Raw genomic sequence first — 22,329 nt, 5'->3', positions numbered from 1 at the left:
AAACAAAGCCGATGCCCATTTACATGGACCGACATGATATCCCGAAAGAAATTACTGCAGAACACGTTGCATTAATGCACCAGGAAGATCTGAAGGTAGAGCATCTGTATGGGTGTAAGGGAATGACTTATTGGTGTGATACTGAACGACATACTGCTTTCTGTTTGATAGAAGCACCTAACAGGGAGGCAATTCAAAATATGCACAATCACGCACATGGGGAATTTCCTCATGATATCATTGAAGTAGATCCACATTTGGTGGAATCCTTTCTTGGACGCATTGAAGATCCTCAAAAGGGGAAAAACGAGGACTTAAATATTATTGATGATCCTGCTTTTAGAGTGATCATGGTCTTAGAAACTTCAGATTATCTACACAGGCTGGATACTCATCAGCTAAGTATTTTCACTCAGAAATTCCATCGAAGTGTTGCGAAATCTGTTAAACATTTTGAAGCAAGTTTAGTTCGGGAAAATGACAAATCATACCTAATTTCTTTTAAATCCGTCACCAATGCTGTTTTATGTGCTTTAAAGATCCAGGCAAGCTTTAAGTACAGCTACCCTAAACTGGAAAGAGATAATCGGCGCCTAAAAATAGGGTTATGCGCAGGTTTACCTGTAACATCAAAAGAGGGTTTTTTTTCGGAATCTATTTTACTGGCAACACAGATGTGCGAAATTATCCAGGGCCAAATCGTTATTTCTTCTTCTGTAAAGTCATTGTATGAAAATGAAAATCGAAATGCTGTCATTGACGATCAATTAATCAGAACCTTAACACCTCAAGAGTTGTCATTCGTTACTCAGTTGGTTGAGTTTTGTGAATGTACCTGGAATAAATCAAATTTTAATATTATCACACTTAGCAAAGAACTTGGGCATAGTAAGTCTCAATTATATAGAAAAATTAAGAAGCTTACAGGTAAATCTCCCATCACCTTTATTAGAGAATATAGGCTGCATAGGGCATTGGAGCTAATCCATAACCAAGAGGGAAATATTTCTGAAATTGCCTTCGAAAGCGGATTTAATAGTGCCGCTTATTTTTCAAAATCATTTTTAGATAAGTTTGGGATCCTCCCTTCCAAATATGCCCAAATGTATCAGAGTTAAAAACTTCTTCCTTTAAAATCGCGACGAATTAAAAGTGTAATTTTTTGAATTAAAAGTGGCTGTCTATAGATTTTAGTCTATCTAAATTTATGAGATAACCAATTAATAAGAAAACGATGTCAGAAGTAATTAAAAATAAGCAAACAGTACAAGAAATTAATGATTCAAAAATCGAACTTTTTAAAGCACAACTCAGAGGCGAAATAGTGCAAGTTGCGGATCCGGAATATAACAATGCCAGAAAAGTTTACAATGGAATGATTAATAAGCATCCAGGAATGATCGTTTACTGTGTGGATGTTGCAGATGTGATGGCCTGTGTTAATTTTGGCAGGGAAAATAATTTATTGGTTGCCATCAGGGGAGGCGGACATAATGGGGGAGGACTTGGAATTTGCGACGATGGCTTAGTGATTGATCTGTCAGGGCTTAAATTTGTGCGAGTAGATATGGCAACTAATACCGTCCGGGTTGGAGGTGGAAATCTTTGGGGTGAAGTAGACCATGCGACACATCCATTCGGATTAGCCGTACCGGCCGGAATAATTTCATCAACAGGAGTTGGAGGATTAACGTTGGGGGGTGGTGTTGGCCATCTTTCAAGGAAATATGGTCTTACCATAGATAATCTTTTGGAAGCAGATATGGTTTTGGCTGATGGTTCCTTTGTAACTGTCAACAATCATCAAAACGAAGATCTATACTGGGCTATTCGCGGAGGTGGTGGAAATTTTGGGGTAATAACCTCCTTTAAATTCCAGGCACATCCTGTTAAGACGGTTATTGGTGGTCCTACCTTGTGGCCTATAGAAAAAACAGAAGAAATTATGTCATGGTACCATGATTTTATTTTAAATGCCCCGGATGATTTAAATGGTTTTATTGCAACCATGGTCATCCCGGGACCACCATTTCCTGAGGTGTTACATAATAAAATGTTTTGCGGGATTGTATGGTGCTATACGGGAGACTCATCAGATTTTGATGCCTTATTTCAAGAAGTCAGAGACAAAAACCCCGTATTTGAGCATGTAGGGGAGATGCCGTACCCTGCCATTCAAACACTTTTTGACGGATTATTTCCTCCTAACTTACAGTGGTATTGGAGAGCAGATTTCTTTAATGATTTTAGTGAAGAAGTAAGGGCAGCTCATTTAAAATATGGATCAAGTATTCCAACCCCATTATCGCAAATGCATTTATATCCCATTAGCGGAGCAGCCAGTAGGGTTGGTAAAGAGGAAACACCATGGGCCTATAGAGATGCCAAATATGCCGGAGTCATTGTTGGGGTTTCACCTGATCCGGAAGATGCTCCAAAGATTACCCAATGGTGTAAGGACTACTGGGAAGCATTGCATCCATATTCTTCCGGTGGTGCATATTCCAACTTTATGATGGAAGAGGGACAGGAAAGAGTGCAGGCTAGTTATAAACACAATTATGATCGATTGTCAGAGATTAAAAAAACTTATGATCCTAACAACTTGTTCAGGGTAAACCAGAATATTAAACCCAAAACGTAGCATCCTAATTATAATTCTGTATCCTGTACCTGGATAGCGTATTAGGGTTAGAAAATAGTAGGGGGAAGTAAAGTCACCAGCACTTTATCTTCCCCTTTTTGTCGTATCCGCGCAACATTTTGGTTTACAATAATTTGGAGATTGAAACGTTCTAATTTCACGAGTTAAATCAACCCATATCCCAAATCTTATGAAACTCCTTATCTCCTTATTTAGCAGCCTTCTATTTTTGATATGTATGAACCTTCAAGCTCAGGGGCTCTATCAAAAAGGCTCTGTTACCTTTAAAAATGGTAAATCTAACGAAGCCTATGTACAAATGGATTATAAATATCCACAACGTTTCCAAAACTCAATAACTTATATTACTCCTTCAACATATGCCAAATACCTGAAGAAAGGTAAAATTAAAGGCAGTAAAAAAATCAAGCTAAAGCCTAAAGAGATAGAAGGTTTTCATTTAGATAACGGACAGATATTTAAAACAGTGTCATACGCCGACATTACCGGGAAAGCCATAAAAATGATGCCTAAAAAATTATGCCTTGAACAGCTTGCCAGCGGAGAAATTGACCTTTATAGATTGTACACCAGAACCACAGGCACTATTTCATATGAACTGGCAGATTATGTTAGGGAAGGTGGTCAGGAACTTATAGATTATATTCAGGATAACTTCCAACTTCTCATTCAGAAGGACTCAAAAAACCCAAGAAATATTATGCATATAAACCTTTTAAATTTTATAGGTGACAAGCATGATATAAAAGATAATTATGATAATAATTACTACGGTCTGAGAAACCAATTTACAGAAAGCCAGAAAGAAGGAAAACTGGTTAATAAGAAGTTCGCAGCCTCCTTTGTAAAAATGATTGATGACTATAACCAGAATTCTTTAACCGGTTTATAGACCTTAATGCCTATTGAATGTGTTTCCAGAGTAACTGGAAAACTTGATTAATAACATAACCTCTATATCGAAAACCCAAATACCTACTAAAATGCTTAAAAAAATTATTGGATACTCATTCGTATTAATTAGCTTTTCCCTGTTTGCTCAATCTGAAGAAACATGGACCTCAACTTTTGATAATGAAGTTAATTGGCAGACTGTAAGTGCGCTTGGAAATTATATAGTGCAAACCAATTCTGGTTTGTTCGGAATTGATAGTAACAGTGGTGAGGTGATCTGGAGCGACGAAACTTTTGGTCGTTTAGATGAAAGTTCATTCTCAGAACTGGAGAATACACCCTTTGCCAAAATTGAGACAGAAAAAGGATTGTTTATAATTAATCTGTTTGATGGCACTAAAGTATTTAACTCTTTTGAACATGGTATTAAAAAAGTAAAACAGCACTTTGTGCTGTACCAGTCTAATGCAATAGTTGTAGCAGGGAAATCTGTATCCGGTGAAGATATGGCACTTTCAATGGACATTACATCCGGTAATGTACTCTGGAGTAAAGAAGGTAGTTTTGGTAAATTAGTAGATATGGTTGAGCTAAATGAAGATGAATTATTAGGTATAACCTTGTTGAAAAATGTAAAAATTAAATCTAAAACAGGAGATGTTATCTGGAGTATAGATAATTCCAGTGAGGCCAAACAACTTAGTAAAATGGGTGCTTTTGGCAATCTCCTTAAGGATGTAGCCGAGGCGGCCTCTGAAGGCATGGAAATTAAGCTTGATTTTAATATGCACCCATCCGGGGACTATTTTGTTATAGGAACAGAACAAAGCAATGAAAATCAGTCGATGTCTTCCAATGGTAATACCATTGTAACCTTCACTTCTACATATAGAGCATATGATGTTGCAAATGGAGAATTGCTTTGGAAAGATCCGGTTGAGGTTAAAGGTCAATTGGGACTGACGGCATGGTTAAACAATGATCTATTGATTCTGCCACAAGGAAAACAAAATTCCAGGGTAAATCTTTACGCCATGGAAGATGGTGCGGGACTTTGGGGTAAGAAAGGAAAGGGGATAAGTATAAAAGGAGGAGTCTATGATTACACCCCAACCCAAGACGGTATGTTGGTCATCACCAGCAGAAACGAAAAACATTTTTTAAATTATCTCGATACTAAAAATGGACTCTTCACATTTGATAAAACCATCAAGGTTAAAGGCCATGTAGGCTATACACTTACCACAGAGCATGGAATACTATATGCCACAGCCGAAGAAATGAATATAGTGAATACCACTACCGGAGATCTTTTATGGGATAAAGACCTAAAAACTCATTATAAGTTGGTAGTCCGAAATGGGAACCATTTATACACCTATGATAATAAAGCCGGGGCTGTAATAAGTGTTAATCTTGACAGTGGAGCAATTGATATGGCAGCCTCAGAACCAGTTAAATTTAATGAAAATGAATCCCCCAATATTTTAGAGTTAAGGGAAAAAGGGATCCTCTTAAGTTCTGATCAAAATTTTGCGATGTATGATTATAACGGTGCATTATTATTTCAAAAATATTATGCCTCACCAAGAGAAGAAGGGTGGAAAAGAGCATTACTATTTGCCGGAACCGTTTATGCCGGTTATGTTTCCGCAGTAAGTACAATGGCTTCCGGAGTATTACAGGAGGCAGGAGCCCAACAAGGCCTCAATACAGTTGAGGGACAAACATTTGCACAATTGGGAACTGCCTATAATGAAATGGGTAAATCCGCAGGGAGTGCAGCTGGATTAGCTTTTAAAGCTGCCAATAAAAGATTCAAAGCCACAAAAGAGGCAAGAAACTATTGCATGGTCCTTACTAAAAATGAAAATGGAATTGAACTTTTAAAAATTAATAAAGATACCGGTGAAAGTGAAAGCAGTATTCCTCTTGGAAAAAACAGAAAACCAAATTATGCCATTGATCTGGTAGAAGGAGAAGTCTTTTTAAAGGATGACTCCAACAGGATAAAACGATTTATTCTATAGGCAAATCCAAAAATTAACTACTGTCCTTTATAATCTAAAAACTGCGTTTCTTATATTTTATTCACCAAGTCAATTATTTCCTAAGACCTGATGGGTAGCGTCATTCCTTTGACATTTTGTACTATATTTATAGCGATTTGTACAATGAGCACTATCAATTGCAATAATTAATCAGCACTTGATATACTAAAAATACCTTGGTTTTTGAGCAAACCCTATATTTTCAAAGCCTGAAAAAAGCACGGATGACTTATAAATAACTTCCTCGCCTTAGTGTATCGAACAAAAATCCAACAATTAGCTTATCACACATGAAATTCACTGCAAATAAAGATCGGTACACAAAAATGAAATACAACCGTTGTGGCAACAGTGGTTTATTACTACCGGCAATATCCCTGGGGTTATGGCATAACTTTGGAGGCATAGATGTTTATGAAAATGGCAGAAATATGGTGCTAAGGGCATTTGATCTTGGGATAACCCATTTTGACCTTGCCAACAATTACGGGCCTCCATATGGCTCTGCCGAAGAGACTTTTGGAAGAATTCTAAAGTCTGATTTACAATCCTATAGAGACGAATTGATTATCACTTCTAAAGCAGGCTATGATATGTGGCCCGGACCATATGGTGAATGGGGTTCCAGAAAATATCTTATTGCCAGTTGCAATCAAAGTTTGAAACGCATGGGGCTGGACTATGTGGATATTTTTTATAGCCATCGTCCCGACCCGAATACTCCTCTCGAAGAGACCATGATGGCCCTGGATCAGATTGTACGATCCGGAAAAGCGTTGTATGCAGGTATTTCTTCCTACGACCCGGAACAATCGCAGAAAGCTATAGATATTTTGAAAGAACTCGGTACACCATGCCTGGTTCATCAACCGTCTTATAGTATGTTCAACAGATGGGTAGAAGATGGTTTATTGGATGTGCTCGAAAAAAATGGCGTGGGTTCTGTAGTTTTCAGCCCTTTATTCCAGGGACTGTTAACCAATAAATATCTTAAAGGTATTCCCGAAGGCTCCAGGGCATCAAAATCGGATAGCTATTTGCAGTCATCAGACATCACCCCTGAAAAGATCGCTAAGGTAAAAAGACTGAATGAAATTGCTGAGTCGAGAGGACAAAAAATGGCACAACTTGCTCTTTCCTGGGTATTAAGGGATAAAAGAGTAACTTCAGTAATAATAGGTGCCAGCAAGGTATCGCAAATAGAAGATGCGGTTGAGATTCTTGATAAAATGGCATTAGCCCCTGAGGAACTAAAAATGATCGAAGAAATATTACAGGATTAGTCGTTATTAAATTCGAAAGTGTGCAAGAATCCAAGGGAAACCGTATTCCAGGTTCTGTTTTCTAATTGTATTCCGGTATAGGAAAGATTAATTTCTGTCAAAGGCCCCAATAAATAGCCTATTATGGGTCTGTAATAAATTCCGCCATCATTGCCTTCATTCAATCCAAGGCCATACCCGCCGTCAATTCCGAATGAGAATGAATTGGAAGGCCAAATTCTTACGGATGCGGCAAGTGGGACAAATTGGACATCAGTTAGTCCTGAAACAATTACATCCGATTGAAAAGATTCTTTAAATCCGTAAATTAGTCCCGTACTTATCCCCAGGTCCACTACTTCTCCCAGAGCCCACATATACCCCAGGTCCAAACCTGCCATCAGGCTTATTTCATCATTAAAATCATCAATAGGCAAACCTGCGTGTATTCCTACCCTTAGTCCTTCTTGCGCATACAATCCCATTCCTGAAAATGCGAAAGCTAATGCCAAAATTGTATTTTTCATTTGTACTGACTTTTCATTATAGAACGCCAAATCTAGTAGCTTCTTCAAAACAGATATCATTTTTGTTGCCAAACAGACCTATATGGTTGTGAAAATCAAATAATATTAATTTTGGACCAGCCAAATTGTGCTAATTGTAATTAATAACCAGTTAAATACTACTAACTCTAATAGTCACCTATAAAAAATCCGTGACACTTTTTATATGATATGTGTAGAATTAAAAAAAATAGCATATTTTCAAGGATTAATTAGAACTGAATTTTTTATATCCACCTTTTCGCCAATTTGAATTCTATTAAACTGTTTGTCGGAATAAATAAATCAGGAAATAGTTAGTTTATTTTTTTAATAATCCCCTAAATTTGCAGGCCAAGACTAAAAATTACAGTTCGCGAATAAATCAAAAGCTAAAATGAAAATAGGCATATTGAAGGAAACTCAAAAAGGCGAAAAACGTGTTTCGATCTCACCTGGGATTGCAAAAAAATTGACTGATAAGGGTTTTGAATTAATTGTTGAAGATGATGCAGGTGCCTATTCTTCTTTTAAAAATTCAGACTACAGAGAAGCTGGAGCAAAAGTACAAAAGAGAGATGTAGTTTTTAAAGACTCTCAAATTCTTATAAAAATTAATCCCTTTAATGAAGAAGATTTAAAATTAGTAAACAAGGACCATGTTTTGATAAGTCACTTGTATCACAAATCCAAGCCGGAATTAATTCAAAAAATTGCAGCGAAAGGTGCATCCGCATTTTCGATGGATGCCATACCCCGTATTTCCAGAGCTCAGGACATGGATGTGTTGAGTTCACAGAGCAATTTGGCCGGATATAAATCAGTTATTCTTGGGGCCTATGAAATGAAAAAAATATTTCCATTGATGATGACTGCAGCCGGGACAATTAAACCGGCGCGAGTATTGATTTATGGCGTAGGCGTTGCAGGTCTACAAGCTATAGCCACGGCTAAACGTTTAGGCGCTATGGTTAAGGCTACCGATATTAGATTAGAGACCAAAGAGCAGGTAGAATCCTTGGGTGCAAAGTTTATTATGGTTGAAGGAGCTAATGGAGAATCTGAAAGTGGTTACGCCAAAGAAGCTTCAGAAGATTATATCCAAAGACAAAAAGAAGCGGTTAATAAGTCGCTCTATAAAGCAGATTTAGTAATTACTACTGCCGGTATCCCGGGTAAAAAATCACCAATTTTAATCACCGAAGAGCAAGTTCTAAATATGAAAAACGGCGCGGTAATTATAGATTTAGCGGCTGCTCAGGGAGGAAATTGTGAAATAAGTATGCTGAATAAAACGGTAACGAGAAATGGTGTAAAGGTAATTGGTACCAGTATCGCTCCGGAAAGTGTTTCAACAAATGCAAGTGAATTGTACGCAAAAAACATGTACAATTTTATTAAACACCTAACAAAAGATACTGAGTTGAAATGGGATACTGAAGAACAAATTACGGATGAAACTTTAATAGTTCACAACGGAATCATCAGAAAATAAAAAGCAATTAATATGAATGGATTATTAGAATTTATCGGTACTAATATCGAAATGATTTATATCCTGATCCTCGCCGTATTTTTAGGGGTAGAGGTCATTAAACATATTCCGGCTGTATTACATACACCATTAATGTCAGGAGCAAATGCCTTAAGTGGTGTGGTAGTTGTAGGGGCAATATTAGTGATGTTAAATGCGGACCCGGATAATTATTTTGCGCTTACTCTTGGATTTATTGCGGTGGTATTAGGAATCTTAAATGTTGTCGGTGGTTTTGCCGTTACCGGCAGGATGCTTAAAATGTTTAAAAAGAAAAGTTAATGAGTATTTCATTGAGTCTTATCTATCTGGTATCTACAATAGCTTTTATTATTGGATTAAAAAAGCTGGGACACCCTGCAACAGCCAAAAATGGAAATTTAATTGCTGCCTCAGGAATGGGCCTTGCCATTGCAGGAACTATTTTTATCCATGATTTACGGGTTCCAACAACTATATATATTCTTATTGGACTGGCAATACTTATAGGGTCTGTAATTGGGGGCTGGATGGCCATCAAAGTAAAGATGACCAAGATGCCCGAGTTGGTTTCCTTGTTTAATGGTTTTGGGGGAGCAAGTGCAGCTTTAATTGGGCTTGTAGAATTCAGCAAAGATGGAGGGGATAAGATGATAACTACCACTATTGTCTCCGGAATTATTATAGGTGCAATAACTTTTTCCGGAAGTATGATAGCCTGGGGGAAATTAAACGGATCCATAAAAAGTGTGATAAAGATTCCCTATCACAATTCAGTGAACAATTTATTTTTAGCTGGAATAGTGGCTTTTGCATTCTTTATGGTAACTGCCGGTGCCAGCAACGAGGTTTTGGTATTTGCTTTATTAGCTGCCGGGTTAATTTACGGAATCTTATTTGTACTTCCCATTGGTGGTGCAGATATGCCCGTGGTAATATCATTATTGAATTCATTAACAGGTATTGCGGCTGCTATTACAGGAGTTTTATTATCTAATATGGTCATGCTGATAGGGGGTATCCTTGTAGGTTCGGCAGGTATTATCCTGACAATTGCCATGTGCAAGGGAATGAATAGAACCCTGGCCGCTGTTATTTTTGGAACTTTTGGCGCAACAGATTCAGTACCCGGAGCAAACAAAACTTTAGGGACCATAAAAAAAACAAACCCCAGCGATTCGGCAATAATGCTAAACTATGCTACAAACGTAATTATAGTTCCGGGCTATGGTTTAGCGGTTGCACAGGCACAACACGTCATTCATGAATTAGAAGAATTACTGACTAAGAAAGGAGTTAATGTTACATATGCCATTCACCCCGTTGCAGGTCGTATGCCTGGTCATATGAATGTACTGCTGGCAGAAAGCAATGTGGATTATTCCCTGCTGTTAGAAATGGATGATATTAATCCTCAATTTAAAAATACCGATGTTGTTCTTGTAGTTGGGGCAAATGATGTGGTGAATCCTGCTGCACATAACGATCCTTCAAGTCCCATCTATGGCATGCCTATCCTTGATGTTGAAAACGCAAAACATATCATCGTTAATAAACGTACCATGAATGCCGGATATGCCGGAATTGAGAATGAACTGTTCTACAATGATAAAACAGTTATGCTTTTTGGGGATGCAAAAGCAGCTTTGACCAAATTAGTAAGTGAACTTAAAAATATGTAATGAGGTGGGTGGGTATTCCAATTTGGAGTTAATGCTTTGCCTTACCGCGATAAACTCCTTGTCAATTGGTTTTTTTATAACTCCAGACAGCCAGTGCATTCATGACCAGAGCATAAAGCACGGTCTTTAAGAATTGAGGTAATATATCGTTAAAAGACGAGCCTTTTAGCATTACCATTCGCATGACTTCAACAAAATATTTTATAGGATTAAATTCAGTAATTATCTGTGCCCATTGTGGCATGCTCTCTATTGGTGTGAATAAGCCACTCATTAGTATAAAAATCACCATAAAGAACCATGCAATAAACATGGCTTGTTGTTGGGTGTCTGTGTAATTAGAAATAAATAATCCTATCCCCAAAACCACAAAAATATAAATAGAAGTATACGCATACATTAAGGCTAAACTACCCACTATGGGAATATCAAAAATGAGTTTTGCAATGATTAGTCCAATGGTTAACAATCCCATACCTATTACCCAAAATGGGAACAGTTTTCCTATAATAAACTCACTTTTTTTTATTGGTGTTACGTTAATTTGCTCCAAAGTACCAATTTCCTTTTCCCGCACAATATTCATCCCGGAAAGGAAAAGGGTAATCATTGTTACCAGCAATACCAATATTCCTGGTACCATAAAGGTTTTATAATTTAAAGTTTCATTGTACCAAAAGGAAGGAATGGATGTAATGTTTATTGGTTTAGCCAATAAATCCGGAGCCGCCATTAGTTCAATTCTCAGGTTTTTATTGAAACTTTGTATAATCTGATTCACGTAAACACTTTCTACACCCGCTGTTGCTCCGTCTATTGCATTTATGGTAAGTCCTAAATTGTTATGTTTCTTTTTTAGCAAATCACGCTCAAAATAAGATGGTATCTCCAGAACCACATCCACATCTCCATTTAACATTGCGGAATTCGATTGTTTTACGGAAGAATAGTTGGCCAGGACATTAAAAAAGGTCGATGCATCAAACTTTTCAATTAACTCCCTTGAAGTTGTCGAATGGTCATTATCTATATAGGCAAATTTGATGTTTTTAATTTCAAAAGTAGCCGCATTTGCCAATATAACGAGTTGGACCAGCGGTAAAATAAAGATAATAGGAAGCATCCCCTTATTTCGAAAGATCTGCTTAAACTCCTTTTGTATGATATATCCAATGGTCTTCATTATTCTAATCGGATTTTATATTTCTTAACACTCAACCCAATAAAAAACACCGTCATTCCAAACAAAATCAAGGTTTCCTTCCAAATAAACTGAAGCCCGACACCTTTAAGCATGATTCCTTTTATAATTATGATAAACCATTTGGCAGGTACTATATTGCTGATGATTTGCAAGATGAACGGCATGCTGGCTATAGGGAAAATAAAACCTGATAATAAGATCACCGGAAGCATTAACCCCATTAAAGAAATCATCATGGCTGTTTGTTGTGTCGTAGCTATTGTGGAGATTAAAATACCAAGTGCCAATGCAGTAATTATAAACAACACACTTTCCAATCCCAATAAAAACAGACTCCCTTCAACAGGCATTTTGAAAATAAAAATGCTTAAAACAACAATGACAATGGCATTTATTACCGATAGAAAAATATAGGGCACCACCTTGCCCACAATTACCTGGATGGGTTTTAAAGGAGAAACCAAAAGAATTTCCATGGTACCTAATTCTTTTTCCCTGGTTATTGAAATTGAGGTCATCATTGCAGAGACGAGCATTAAAATAATGGTCATAACCCCGGGAACAAACATAAAAACGCTTTTCAGTTCAGGGTTGTAAACCATTCGTGTTTGAGGAGTAATCTGATAGGGAGTTGTAATATTTCTATTTTTACTCTGCTGATAATTTTGAAGAATTGCTGTCACATAATTATAAATTGTATTTGCTGTATTGGGGTCTGTGGCGTCAGTAATAATCTGTATATAGGCTTTGTTTTCTTTGATTATTTTTTTGCTGAAATCCTTTTCAAAGTTTAAAACTGCCTTAACTTTTCCTTGCTTAAAAACAGTTTCTATATCAGATTCTCTCTCAATAAACTGATCTATACTAAAATATGAGGATGCCGAAATTTTATTAATTATTTCTTCCGAGCTAGCATCCTTTGAATGGTCTAAAACAGCAATATCCACGTTATTTATTTCATTGGTAATGGCGAAACCAAACAACAAAATCTGGGCTATAGGCATTCCAAAGAGAATAAACAGTGATCGCTTATCCCTAAAAATGTGATAAAACTCTTTAATGATGAATCCTCTGAATCGTTTCATATCATTGCCGTTCTTATCCTCTTGCTAATTTTAAAAACACATCATTCATTGTTTCGGCATTAAACTGTTCTTTAAGCCTTTTTGGTGTGTCTAAAGCTTCAATTTTACCATTTACCATAATTGAAACCCTATCGCAATACTCAGCTTCGTCCATATAATGTGTTGTCACAAAAATGGTCGTTCCTTTGTTTGCTGATTTGTAGATCATTTCCCAGAACTGCCTTCTGGTAATGGGATCTACTCCACCTGTTGGCTCGTCTAGGAATACGATCTTTGGTTCGTGTAACAGAGATACAGAAAAGGCTATTTTTTGTTTCCAACCCAGTGGTAGTGAACCCACTAATTTATCGGTATGATGCTGTAATCCTAATTCTTCAATAAGTCCATTGGTCTTTTCTTTGATTCTTGCTCTCGTAAGACCATAAATACCCCCAAAAAACGTAATGTTTTCTTTAACCGTTAAATCGTCGTACAAGGCAAACTTCTGACTCATATAGCCAATGTTCTTCTTAATGTCTTCTGCTTCTGACGCCACATCAAACCCTGCAACTTTTGCCTCACCTGCTGTTGGTTTGGAAATTCCAATCAACATCTTCATAGCAGTGGTTTTGCCCGCACCATTGGCCCCAAGAAAACCGAATATTTCACCTTTTTTTACATCAAAAGTAATGGCACTTACAGCTGTAAAATCTCCAAACATTTTGGTCAAACCTTTAACTTCTATAACCTTATTATCTTCCATTATTTGGCTAATTCCATAAAAGCATCTTCTATGGTGGGTTCTGTGATTTCTACTGTGATATTGGTCAACAATTTTTCAGCTAAATAAAGCTTCAAATCGTTTGGATTAAAGTAGGTTCTTTTATCTGTATAATGCACAAATTCGCCAAATGGATAAACGCTATGGCTATGTTCGTATAACTTTAAACTTTGAATTAATTGATACATATTATCCGCGCGCACATTATAAATTAATTTTGGATATTGTTTTAAAATGGCTTCGGGTGAATCTATTTGCAGTATAATTCCATCCTGAATCAAAGCAATCCGATCACATAAGGCCGCCTCATCCATATATGGTGTAGACACTAAAATAGTTATCCCTTTTAGTTGTAAGCGTTTAATCATATCCCAGAATTCCTTTCTGGACACAGGATCTACTCCAGTGGTTGGCTCATCTAAAAAAAGTACTGTTGGTTTATGAATGAGTGCACAACACAAAGCCAATTTTTGTTTCATTCCCCCGGAAAGTTTACCAGCTCTTCGGTTCTTAAAGGGTTCAATCTGCACATAAATATCCTCGATTAACTCGTAGTTTTCCTCTATGGTCGTCCCAAAAATTGTGGCGAAGAACTTCAGATTCTCTTCCACCGTTAAATCTTGATATAAAGAGAATTTCCCGGGCATATAACCCACACTCTCTCTTATGATTTTATAATCCTTTACAAGGTCAAAACCGGCAACAGTGGCTTTGCCTTCATCGGCAAATAAAAGTGTAACCAATACTCTGAACAAAGTAGTTTTGCCGGCTCCATCCGGACCAATTAAACCAAAGAGCTCACCTTCTTTTACATCAAATGAGATGTTGTTTAAAGCTTTTAGACTTTTGTAGGATTTTGATATGCCATCAACAACAATACTCATTAGTTGCTTTTAGTATTGATCCATAATTCCGCAGGCATTCCGATTTTTAAGCTACCATCGTTAGGCACATCCACCTTTACCGCATAGACCAGGGCCACGCGTTCCTCTTTGGTTTGAATGATTTTTGGAGTAAACTCTGCTTCCGAAGCTACCCAGCTAATTTTCCCAATATGAGATTGCATAGCATCTGCATCATCAATTTTAACCGTAACTTCCTGTCCTATTTTGATCCCGGCCAATTGGGTCTCACTAATATAGACCCGTAATTTCATGGTACTCAAATCTGCAATTTTGTAAAGCGGTTTACCAAAAGCCGTAATCTCATAAGGCTCCGCATATTTAGTTAAAATGGTTCCATTAACCGGGTTAATTATTTTGCTTTTTTCAATCTGATCATCAATTTGCCTTAATTGCACATCAATGCTTTTTAGTTCATTAACCACGGGTGCATTCTGGATTTCAACACTTAAAATTTGTTGTTTTATCACATCTATTTCACCATTAATATCATCTAATTGCTTTTGCGTTCCTGCATTGTCTGCAATGAGATTTTCTGCCCGTAATTTGTTCGCATTTGCGGTTTTAAGTTTTGCATTTAATACGGAAATCTGGGACAATACACTTTTAGACTGGGAAGAGACTACAGCTTTTGAGGATAGCAATTGTTCTCGTTTCAGGGACAGTGGAATGGTATCTATATAACCCAAAAAAGTCCCTTTATCAAGAAGGTCACCTTCTTTTACATTGAACTGCATGAGCTTGCCGTTGTTCTCTGCAGAAATAGTTATTTCTGTGGCTTCGAAATTTCCGTATCCATCTGCCTTGCCATTGTCACCGCCGCATGATGACATACTCAGTACAAATGCTATTCCCAGTATATACGTTGTTTTATGTTTCATTTTTGTCCCTGAATTATATTATAGTTTGCCTTTGCAAGTTCTAATTGAATTTTGTGCATGATTAATGTGTTTTCATCTGTGTATAAATTGGTTAGTTCCGTGATATAGGCCGAAGAAGTAATCACTCCGTTTCTCAATTGAGAATCTGCCGCATTAAGTACCTCTTTTCGCAACTTAATTATTTCGATATCTGAAATAATAAAACCCGAAATTTTTTCAATTTCAGATTGTTGTTGCTGTAGCTCAATGCTGGTGTTGAGATTAAATACATTGGATTCGGTATCTATGATGTCTTTGTTTATGGACAAGGACTCACGTTGCTTTTTTGTGGCATTCCAATCAAATACATTCCAGTTAACTTTCAGACCAACAACATAAAACGCCTGAAAGGAATTATCTAAAGGATTTAATCCCGGATTCCCGTAACCGCCATCGGCAAAACCATACACTTTGGGCAGGTTTTGTCTGGACAGTAATTGATCTGATGTTTCTATTTGTTCTTTTTTAAGTTGAAATAATTCCAGTTCGGGTCTGTATAATTCCATGCTCAAATCTGTTGTGATCTCAGGGTTCTGCAAGAGGGTAGAAGAGGAGATCTCTCTGCCAATAAGGGATCCTAAGGTTTGAAGCAAACTAGCCCTGTTCAAATCCAGTTCAATAAAACCCTGATTAATTTTTAATAGCTCTGCTTCCAGAACTTTATCGGATGAGGGTAGCAGTGTACCATTCCTAATACCTGATTGCACTTCTTTTAGCTTCGCTATTAGTTGTTCCCTTTTTGCCTCTAACAGCGCCCTGTTTTCCTGTTGTAATAAAATCGAAAAATACAGTTGGTTAAGCCGTTTTTTTAATTGATATAAATTAACCTCCACCTGCTTTTGTTTTGTCTTTAGGCTTGCAGTTTGTGCATCAATTGACGAATTAATCAATCCACCTCCATAAATCAACTGGTTTACTGTAAGTGTAGCCTTGTATTGGTCTTTATTAGGTGGTACTATCCCTGTGTCCGGCAGGGGGATTTCGATAACTTCCGACTGGTAGGTTGCCTGTGCGGCCAAATTTAATTGTGGAAGTCTTTCTGTTTCAATGACCTCTATTTCTATTGTATTTTGCTTTTCCAATAGGTCAGTTTGTTGTACCAAAGGATAATTGATGTCTACCAAATCATAACAATCATTTAATGTTAGTTGTTCCTGTGCAAAAGCACCCAAAGACATCAGCACAAGCAGATAGTTACTTAATTGTTTCATTTGCTAAGCTTTTATGGAATTAATAATGAAGTCTGCGACTTCTGTTTTTCTGTCTTCTACAAGTTGTTTATACCCTTTGTCATCTATATTTACAAAGGCCTTTATTAAAGGTGCCGCCACAAACGGGAATATATTTAAAGCCATAATATTTATGAATAGCTGTTCTCCCTTTATAGGTTTGAGGATTCCTTTTTGGATTTCAACATTAATCTCTTTTTTAAATTTTTCAATATTGGGAAATCCTTTTTTGTCTTTCATTTTTAAAACAAAATCGGGATTCCTATTGAGTTCCTGGATTATAAAAGTAGGCAGATAAGGGTGTTTACTTATAAATGAAATATAATTTGTCGTAAAGTTTCTAATTTTCTCCTCAACAGATGATTCATCATTTAATATGGCGTTTAATTGCGGAGCCAGGAGCATGAAAGCATTATTAAATACTGCTTCAAAAAGCAGTTGTTTACTTCGGTAGTAATAGTGGAGCATGGCCTTATTGATCTTTGCTTCATCTGCTATTTCCTGCATACGTGCACCATCCATACCTTTATTTTGAAACACCCTTTTGGCGGCTTTTAATATGATATGCTCCGTGTTTGTATCTTTCTTCTGCGCCATCTTAACTATTTAGTTTAACCATATGGTTAACAAATATATAAAAAAGATCAACATTGCTATCTAATTACATTAAATTTTGTTTTTATAATTTCACATTCTGTAACGCAAACTGCAACTTCATAATATTCCCCAAATAATTTAAGCATGAGAAAACAATTTGGTGCGAGAGCCTCCAAAGTAGATCTACAAAACTATGCTTCGTCTAAACACTGGGACGGAACAAAATTTGACAATTTGGAAGTAACCAAAATGGACATAAATTTTCAGACATTACCTAAATTACTCTATAAACAGTTTTGTGAAAAGGAGGGGAGGGCACCCCTGAGTAAAATACCCATCACCGCATTTGATAAAGATGCTTTTTTAAAACCATCAGATCAGGCTAAGTATATTTGGTATGGGCATTCGGCGGTATTTCTAAGAATGGATGGCCTCACTTTATTCATAGATCCCATGTTAGGTCCCAATGCAGCTCCAATTGCCCCCTTTCCTGTAAAACGCTTTAGTAATAACACCCTGAATTTGATTGATGATTTCCCTGAAATTGACCTTCTTTTGCTTTCTCATGATCATTACGACCATTTAGATTTTGCGAGTATTCAAAAATTAAAACCCAAAGTGAAACACTATTTTGTGGCGCTGGGAGTTGCCCGTCATTTAATAGAATGGGGCATTCCTAAAAAGGATATCACAGAATTTGACTGGTGGGGCAACCAAAGTTTTAATACCATAGATATAACCTTTACCCCAACGCGGCATTTTTCAGGGAGGGGACTTACAGACCGGGCCAAATCACTTTGGGGTGGCTGGGCCTTTAAGACTAACACAGAAAATATCTGGTTTAGCGGAGACAGCGGTTATGGTTCTCATTTTAAAGATATCGGAGAAGAATTAGGGCCTTTTGATTTCGGTTTTATGGAATGCGGACAGTACAATGAAAACTGGCGCCAGATACATATGTTTCCTGAAGAAAGTGTAAAGGCGGCTCTTGATGCCAGGGTCACCAAAATTATGCCGGTTCATTGGGGTGGTTTTTCACTGGCGCAACATTCCTGGAAAGATCCGGTTGATCGGTTTGTGCAGGAAGCCATTAAACAAAATATATTATACAATCATCCTTTCCTGGGAGCCATGCATTCGTATCACGAAGACATAAGGCATAGATGGTGGGATGACATACACTAATCCTTTACTATTTATTCAGTAAATTAGTGAGGCAAAAAATGAGATCAGTATGGCATACGATGAATATTTAGCAGATAGAATAAGAAAGATACTGAAAAGTATTGGTGTTGACTTTAACACAAAAAAAATGATGGGCGGGCTATTATTCTCTGTAGATGATAAAATGCTTTGTGGCATCCATATCGATAAAAAATATGGCGACAGTCTCCTGATGGCCAGAATAGGAGAGGAGGCTTATACAAAAGAAATTGAGAAAGCAGAATGCCTGCCCATGGACTTTACGGGGAGGCCAATGAAGGGTTATATTTATGTAACTCCGGATGGCTGGGACCTGGATGAGGATTTGGAGTACTGGATAAAACTTACATTGGCATTTAACCCTCTTGCCAAAGCAAGCAGGAAAAAAAGAAATTAATAGTTCAAATCAGCGATATCTTTTTTGTCTGATGATCTAACTATTTAAATAAAATCCTTTATGATATAGTCTCAAAAAGCTAATATTGCTTTCTATTGCAAAGCATATGGAGTCCAAACGGAATGTCCCCTTAATTATAAGCGCTTTTTTCGCTATTTATGTGATTTGGGGTTCTACCTATCTACTTAACAAAATAGCTGTGGCAGAATTACCTCCGTTTATGCTGGCCGGGGTTCGTTTTACGACAGCCGGACTTCTTGTTTTTGGCATCGCTGCCCTTTTGGGAAAAAGCCTGCGGATTACAAGAAAACAGCTTGGGAATACTATCCTGGCCGGTTTCCTTTTCCTTAGTTTTGGTAATGGGGTAGTGGTGTGGGCCCTGAAATATGTAGATAGCAATTTTGCGGCATTGGAGATATCTGCCCAACCCCTTATAGTTCTTTTAATGATGTGGCTCCTGCAGGGGAAGAAAATACAATCCACTTCCTTAATCGGAATATTTCTTGGCATCATAGGAATGTATTTGCTTATTAACCAAAAAGCCGTCCTGGAGCAGGAAAACGCTTTGTTGGGAATAGGTATGATCTTTTCTGCTATGCTGGCCTGGGCCTATGGCAGCCTTTTTGTGGCCGGTGCCGATTTCCCAAAGAACTTTTTTGTGAATACCGGCTACCAGATGTTTACCGGGGGGCTAATGCTGGGCCTTATGAGCCTGGCTTTTGGGGAAACCTGGAGCCTTCCAAATACCTGGAGTGCAGAAACCAACTGGTCCATGCTTTTATTAATCATTTTTGGCAGTATTGTGGCCTTTACCTCTTTTAATTATCTCTTAAAAAATGTTTCCCCGGAAAAGGTGGCTACCAATACCTATGTAAACCCAATAGTGGCCATGTTCCTGGGGAGTTACTTTTTAAATGAACCCATTACCCTGCAATCCATACTAGCTGCCAGCATCTTGCTTACCGGGGTATATTTTATTAATACCAAAAAGAAAATAGCCCTTTTATCAAGGTTTAAAAAGTAGCTTATATAGGAGATTTAATGGATAGGAATGTCAAAAACATTTTTTAAATTGTCTAAATAACTAATTAGTAACTATAGATCATAATTCCTATTTGAATAATGAGACTCATTTTGTGCCTATTCTTACTGGGAGTTGTTACCCAGTTTAATGCTCAGCAAACCTATGAACCAGGCAAGCTAACAGACTCCATCCCTGTATCCAATACCAGCAATGAGACTTTTGCACTTTACCTGCCCACATCTTTTGTAGCCTCCCAGGCGTCTCCTATACTTTTTATTTTCGAACCCGCAGCCCGGGGAAGGCTTGGTATTCAAACGTTTATAGAGGCTTCTGAGACTTATGGCCATATTCTGGTATGCTCAAATAACTCCAAGAATGGGCCTTATGAACGGAATTTAAATATTGCTGCCAACCTTTTCGACCATGTATTTTCCGGTTTTAAAATCAATGAAGATCAAATGTATTTTGCAGGTTTTTCAGGAGGATCTCGGTTGGCTTGGGCTTTAGCTTTTGCCGCCGGCAATATTGCCGGTGTGATTGCTTGTGGAGCCGGGCTGTGGAAAGCACCATCGCCAATTCTCCCAAAACAGGAATTCTCGTATGTGGGCATATGCGGTATCAGGGACATGAATTATCGTGAAATGCTTGGTATTAAGGCCTATCAGGAAGAAATAAACCAGGATCATACCCTGATTACGTTCGAAGGTGGTCATAGTTGGCCCCCTGCTGAAGAGATTGCAAGGGCCTTTGATTGGCTGGATATTGAGGCTCATAAAAAGGGCATAAAAGTAAAAACAGACAATGAACTATTTAGAAGTTATAGACACAATTATGAAATAGCAGAAAAAGCCGAGGCCAATGGCCATATTTTAGAAGCTGTAGAAAATTACGAGCGTGTCTTATCCACTTATGGTTCCCTGTATACATTAGATACCGTTTCGGCACGCTTAAAAGTTATTAAAAAAGAGAGTTCTTATAAAAGAGCTCTAAAGGACAGAACTTTAGCATTGGAAAAAGAAAAGCAATGGACCAGCACTTTTTATGAGCGTTTTACAACAGACTATAATGAGCCGGACAAAATTGATATGCAATGGTGGGAGAAAAAAATAACCCAACTTAATGATAAATACGCCGACGGTGGTATTGAATTTCAAAGAATGCTGGAGAGGGTGCAGTATAATCTATTCGCAATAGCTTTTTCAAGAAAGAATCCCTTACTATATCAATCCAATGAGGACCAAAAGAGCTTTTGCACCGAGCTTGGCAAACTGGTTTATCTGGAATCAGGACAGAAACAATAATAAGGAGCACTTTTCTATTAGAAGTTATTACAGATGAAATCAGTATAACGGCATTTCCGGGATTTTGAGTTATTTTATGTAATAGCCTCTGATTTAGAAGCACTAACGTGGGGTAGGGTAGCCATAATTTCCTAATTCAGTATCTTAGTATTTAGTATGACAAGAGATTTCCTGAATATAAACGACTTTTTAGTTCTTTTGGAATATGCCGATTCTAATGAAGAGACTATTGATACCTGCGGTTTTGATGAAGATGTAATTGCCTTTGCATTCTATGGATCGGGCAACGTAGATCTGAATGTAAGACACGGTGCCCTTCAAAAGAACTATAACAATACAAAGGGGCTGGCCATGTCCTTCTTTGCGAATAAGAATGTAGATTTTATCCACACTATTTCGGAAACCAAAAAACTACATTGTGTGGTCATCTTGTACAGTTTAAAAAATTTAAAACAATTACCTGATGAAGAACGCGAAATCTATTCAGAATACGTAAATGAACTTATAAACCCTACCAGTGATTACGTAGAGGGTCCCATTTTTTTTATGGATCATAACATGCAAAATGCGGTTGATAAAATTTTCACCAATACCTACGAAGGGGCAACCAAATCGCTTTTTTTGAAAAGTCAGGTTACAGAATTACTGTCTCATTTCTTTGCAAAAGCTTCAACTATGGAAAAGGATAATAACACCTCTCTAAAAGATACCGAGCGCGAAAAGTTGTATCAGGCCCGGGAAATACTCTCAAAAAACATGGAGACCCCTCCATCTATTGCCGAACTTTCAAGACTCATTGGATTAAACGATTTTAAGCTCAAAAAGAATTTTAAAGAGCTTTTTGGTTTTCCTGTTTACAAATACCTGCAGAATGAGCGTCTTATAAAAGCGCATGAGATATTAAGCTCAAAGGATGTTTCCATACAGGAGGCGGCATGGTCTGTTGGTTATGAAAGCCTGAGTTCTTTTTCCAATGCGTTTATTAAAAAATATGGATTTCGGCCAAGTGAGGTAAAGTCATAATCCTTTTGGAACAAATTACAATCCTTTTCAAACAAATAAGTAATAAGTTATAGCTGCAAATTTGCATTGTAA

At 37.4% G+C, this 22,329-nt stretch carries 21 protein-coding genes; 13 read left to right on the top strand and 8 right to left on the bottom strand.

Going from position 1 to position 22,329, the window contains the following annotated elements; all coding sequences use genetic code 11:
- Positions 1-11: 11 nt before the first annotated feature.
- From Q0X66_RS04795 to mgrA, 5 genes are all read left to right on the top strand, one after another.
- Positions 12-1,118, top strand: a complete 1,107-nt coding sequence (locus Q0X66_RS04795) for a nickel-binding protein (RefSeq protein WP_297703749.1) — start codon at positions 12-14, stop codon at positions 1,116-1,118.
- A 116-nt stretch (positions 1,119-1,234) separates the two neighbouring features.
- Positions 1,235-2,644: an FAD-binding oxidoreductase gene (locus Q0X66_RS04790; protein ID WP_297703746.1), complete on the top strand. Its 1,410-nt coding sequence runs from the start codon at positions 1,235-1,237 to the stop codon at positions 2,642-2,644.
- A 238-nt stretch (positions 2,645-2,882) separates the two neighbouring features.
- On the top strand, positions 2,883-3,557 hold the full coding sequence (locus tag Q0X66_RS04785) for a hypothetical protein (RefSeq protein WP_297703744.1): 675 nt from the start codon (positions 2,883-2,885) through the stop codon (positions 3,555-3,557).
- Between the two features lie 91 nt (positions 3,558-3,648).
- Positions 3,649-5,589, top strand: a complete 1,941-nt coding sequence (locus Q0X66_RS04780) for a PQQ-binding-like beta-propeller repeat protein (RefSeq protein ID WP_297703742.1) — start codon at positions 3,649-3,651, stop codon at positions 5,587-5,589.
- A gap of 311 nt (positions 5,590-5,900) precedes the next feature.
- Positions 5,901-6,893: an L-glyceraldehyde 3-phosphate reductase gene (mgrA, locus tag Q0X66_RS04775; protein WP_297703740.1), complete on the top strand. Its 993-nt coding sequence runs from the start codon at positions 5,901-5,903 to the stop codon at positions 6,891-6,893.
- On the opposite strand, the gene Q0X66_RS04770 is transcribed toward mgrA, so the two are convergent.
- Positions 6,890-7,399 (bottom strand): hypothetical protein, encoded by a 510-nt coding sequence (locus tag Q0X66_RS04770; protein WP_297703738.1) that lies wholly within the window; start codon positions 7,397-7,399, stop codon positions 6,890-6,892. The genes mgrA and Q0X66_RS04770 overlap by 4 nt on opposite strands.
- A 415-nt stretch (positions 7,400-7,814) precedes the next feature.
- Here Q0X66_RS04770 and Q0X66_RS04765 point away from each other — a divergent pair, with 415 nt between their 5' ends.
- Genes Q0X66_RS04765 through Q0X66_RS04755 form a run of 3 tightly spaced genes read left to right on the top strand, consistent with a single transcriptional unit; the run spans position 7,815 to position 10,612 of the window.
- Positions 7,815-8,912: a Re/Si-specific NAD(P)(+) transhydrogenase subunit alpha gene (locus Q0X66_RS04765; protein ID WP_297703736.1), complete on the top strand. Its 1,098-nt coding sequence runs from the start codon at positions 7,815-7,817 to the stop codon at positions 8,910-8,912.
- Positions 8,913-8,924: 12 nt separating this feature from the next.
- Positions 8,925-9,233: an NAD(P) transhydrogenase subunit alpha gene (locus Q0X66_RS04760; RefSeq protein WP_297703734.1), complete on the top strand. Its 309-nt coding sequence runs from the start codon at positions 8,925-8,927 to the stop codon at positions 9,231-9,233.
- Positions 9,233-10,612 (top strand): NAD(P)(+) transhydrogenase (Re/Si-specific) subunit beta, encoded by a 1,380-nt coding sequence (locus Q0X66_RS04755; RefSeq protein ID WP_297703732.1) that lies wholly within the window; start codon positions 9,233-9,235, stop codon positions 10,610-10,612. The genes Q0X66_RS04760 and Q0X66_RS04755 overlap by 1 nt, the downstream gene beginning before the upstream one ends.
- 61 nt (positions 10,613-10,673) lie before the next feature.
- On the opposite strand, the gene Q0X66_RS04750 is transcribed toward Q0X66_RS04755, so the two are convergent.
- From Q0X66_RS04750 to Q0X66_RS04720, 7 genes are read right to left on the bottom strand one after another with little or no spacing between them, the layout of a single operon-like run.
- On the bottom strand, positions 10,674-11,795 hold the full coding sequence (locus Q0X66_RS04750; protein ID WP_297703730.1) for an ABC transporter permease: 1,122 nt from the start codon (positions 11,793-11,795) through the stop codon (positions 10,674-10,676).
- A complete protein-coding gene (locus Q0X66_RS04745; RefSeq protein WP_297703728.1) occupies positions 11,795-12,901 on the bottom strand; it encodes an ABC transporter permease in 1,107 nt (368 codons plus the stop codon). The genes Q0X66_RS04750 and Q0X66_RS04745 overlap by 1 nt, the downstream gene beginning before the upstream one ends.
- Positions 12,902-12,914: 13 nt before the next feature.
- Positions 12,915-13,643, bottom strand: a complete 729-nt coding sequence (locus tag Q0X66_RS04740; RefSeq protein ID WP_297703726.1) for an ABC transporter ATP-binding protein — start codon at positions 13,641-13,643, stop codon at positions 12,915-12,917.
- Positions 13,643-14,545 carry an ABC transporter ATP-binding protein gene (locus Q0X66_RS04735; protein ID WP_297703724.1) on the bottom strand — a complete coding sequence of 301 codons (903 nt, stop codon included), beginning with the start codon at positions 14,543-14,545 and terminating at the stop codon, positions 13,643-13,645. The genes Q0X66_RS04740 and Q0X66_RS04735 overlap by 1 nt, the downstream gene beginning before the upstream one ends.
- Complete coding sequence (locus Q0X66_RS04730; protein WP_297703722.1) at positions 14,545-15,444, bottom strand: HlyD family efflux transporter periplasmic adaptor subunit; 900 nt, start codon at positions 15,442-15,444, stop codon at positions 14,545-14,547. Before Q0X66_RS04730 ends, Q0X66_RS04735 begins: the two co-directional genes overlap by 1 nt.
- Complete coding sequence (locus Q0X66_RS04725) at positions 15,441-16,694, bottom strand: TolC family protein (protein WP_297703720.1); 1,254 nt, start codon at positions 16,692-16,694, stop codon at positions 15,441-15,443. Before Q0X66_RS04725 ends, Q0X66_RS04730 begins: the two co-directional genes overlap by 4 nt.
- 3 nt (positions 16,695-16,697) lie before the next feature.
- The gene (locus Q0X66_RS04720) at positions 16,698-17,309 is read right to left on the bottom strand and encodes a TetR/AcrR family transcriptional regulator (RefSeq protein WP_297703718.1); all 612 of its coding nucleotides are present in this window, start codon (positions 17,307-17,309) and stop codon (positions 16,698-16,700) included.
- Between the two features lie 144 nt (positions 17,310-17,453).
- Here Q0X66_RS04720 and Q0X66_RS04715 point away from each other — a divergent pair, with 144 nt between their 5' ends.
- The 5 genes from Q0X66_RS04715 to Q0X66_RS04695 all read left to right on the top strand — a co-directional run bounded on the left by Q0X66_RS04715 (position 17,454) and on the right by Q0X66_RS04695 (position 22,257).
- Positions 17,454-18,494, top strand: coding sequence for an MBL fold metallo-hydrolase (locus Q0X66_RS04715; RefSeq protein ID WP_297703716.1), 1,041 nt, complete (start codon positions 17,454-17,456; stop codon positions 18,492-18,494).
- Positions 18,495-18,543: 49 nt separating this feature from the next.
- On the top strand, positions 18,544-18,909 hold the full coding sequence (locus Q0X66_RS04710; RefSeq protein WP_297703714.1) for a TfoX/Sxy family protein: 366 nt from the start codon (positions 18,544-18,546) through the stop codon (positions 18,907-18,909).
- 106 nt (positions 18,910-19,015) lie between these two features.
- Positions 19,016-19,933 carry an EamA family transporter gene (locus tag Q0X66_RS04705; protein WP_297704031.1) on the top strand — a complete coding sequence of 306 codons (918 nt, stop codon included), beginning with the start codon at positions 19,016-19,018 and terminating at the stop codon, positions 19,931-19,933.
- A 98-nt stretch (positions 19,934-20,031) separates the two neighbouring features.
- A complete protein-coding gene (locus tag Q0X66_RS04700) occupies positions 20,032-21,234 on the top strand; it encodes a hypothetical protein (protein WP_297703712.1) in 1,203 nt (400 codons plus the stop codon).
- 156 nt (positions 21,235-21,390) lie between these two features.
- A complete protein-coding gene (locus Q0X66_RS04695; RefSeq protein ID WP_297703710.1) occupies positions 21,391-22,257 on the top strand; it encodes an AraC family transcriptional regulator in 867 nt (288 codons plus the stop codon).
- Positions 22,258-22,329: the final 72 nt, after the last annotated feature.

The organism is uncultured Eudoraea sp. (assembly GCF_947260015.1).
GTDB lineage: Bacteria > Bacteroidota > Bacteroidia > Flavobacteriales > Flavobacteriaceae > Eudoraea.
The sequence above is the reverse complement of the archived record's forward strand: the minus strand, read 5'-3'. Positions and strand labels throughout refer to the sequence as shown.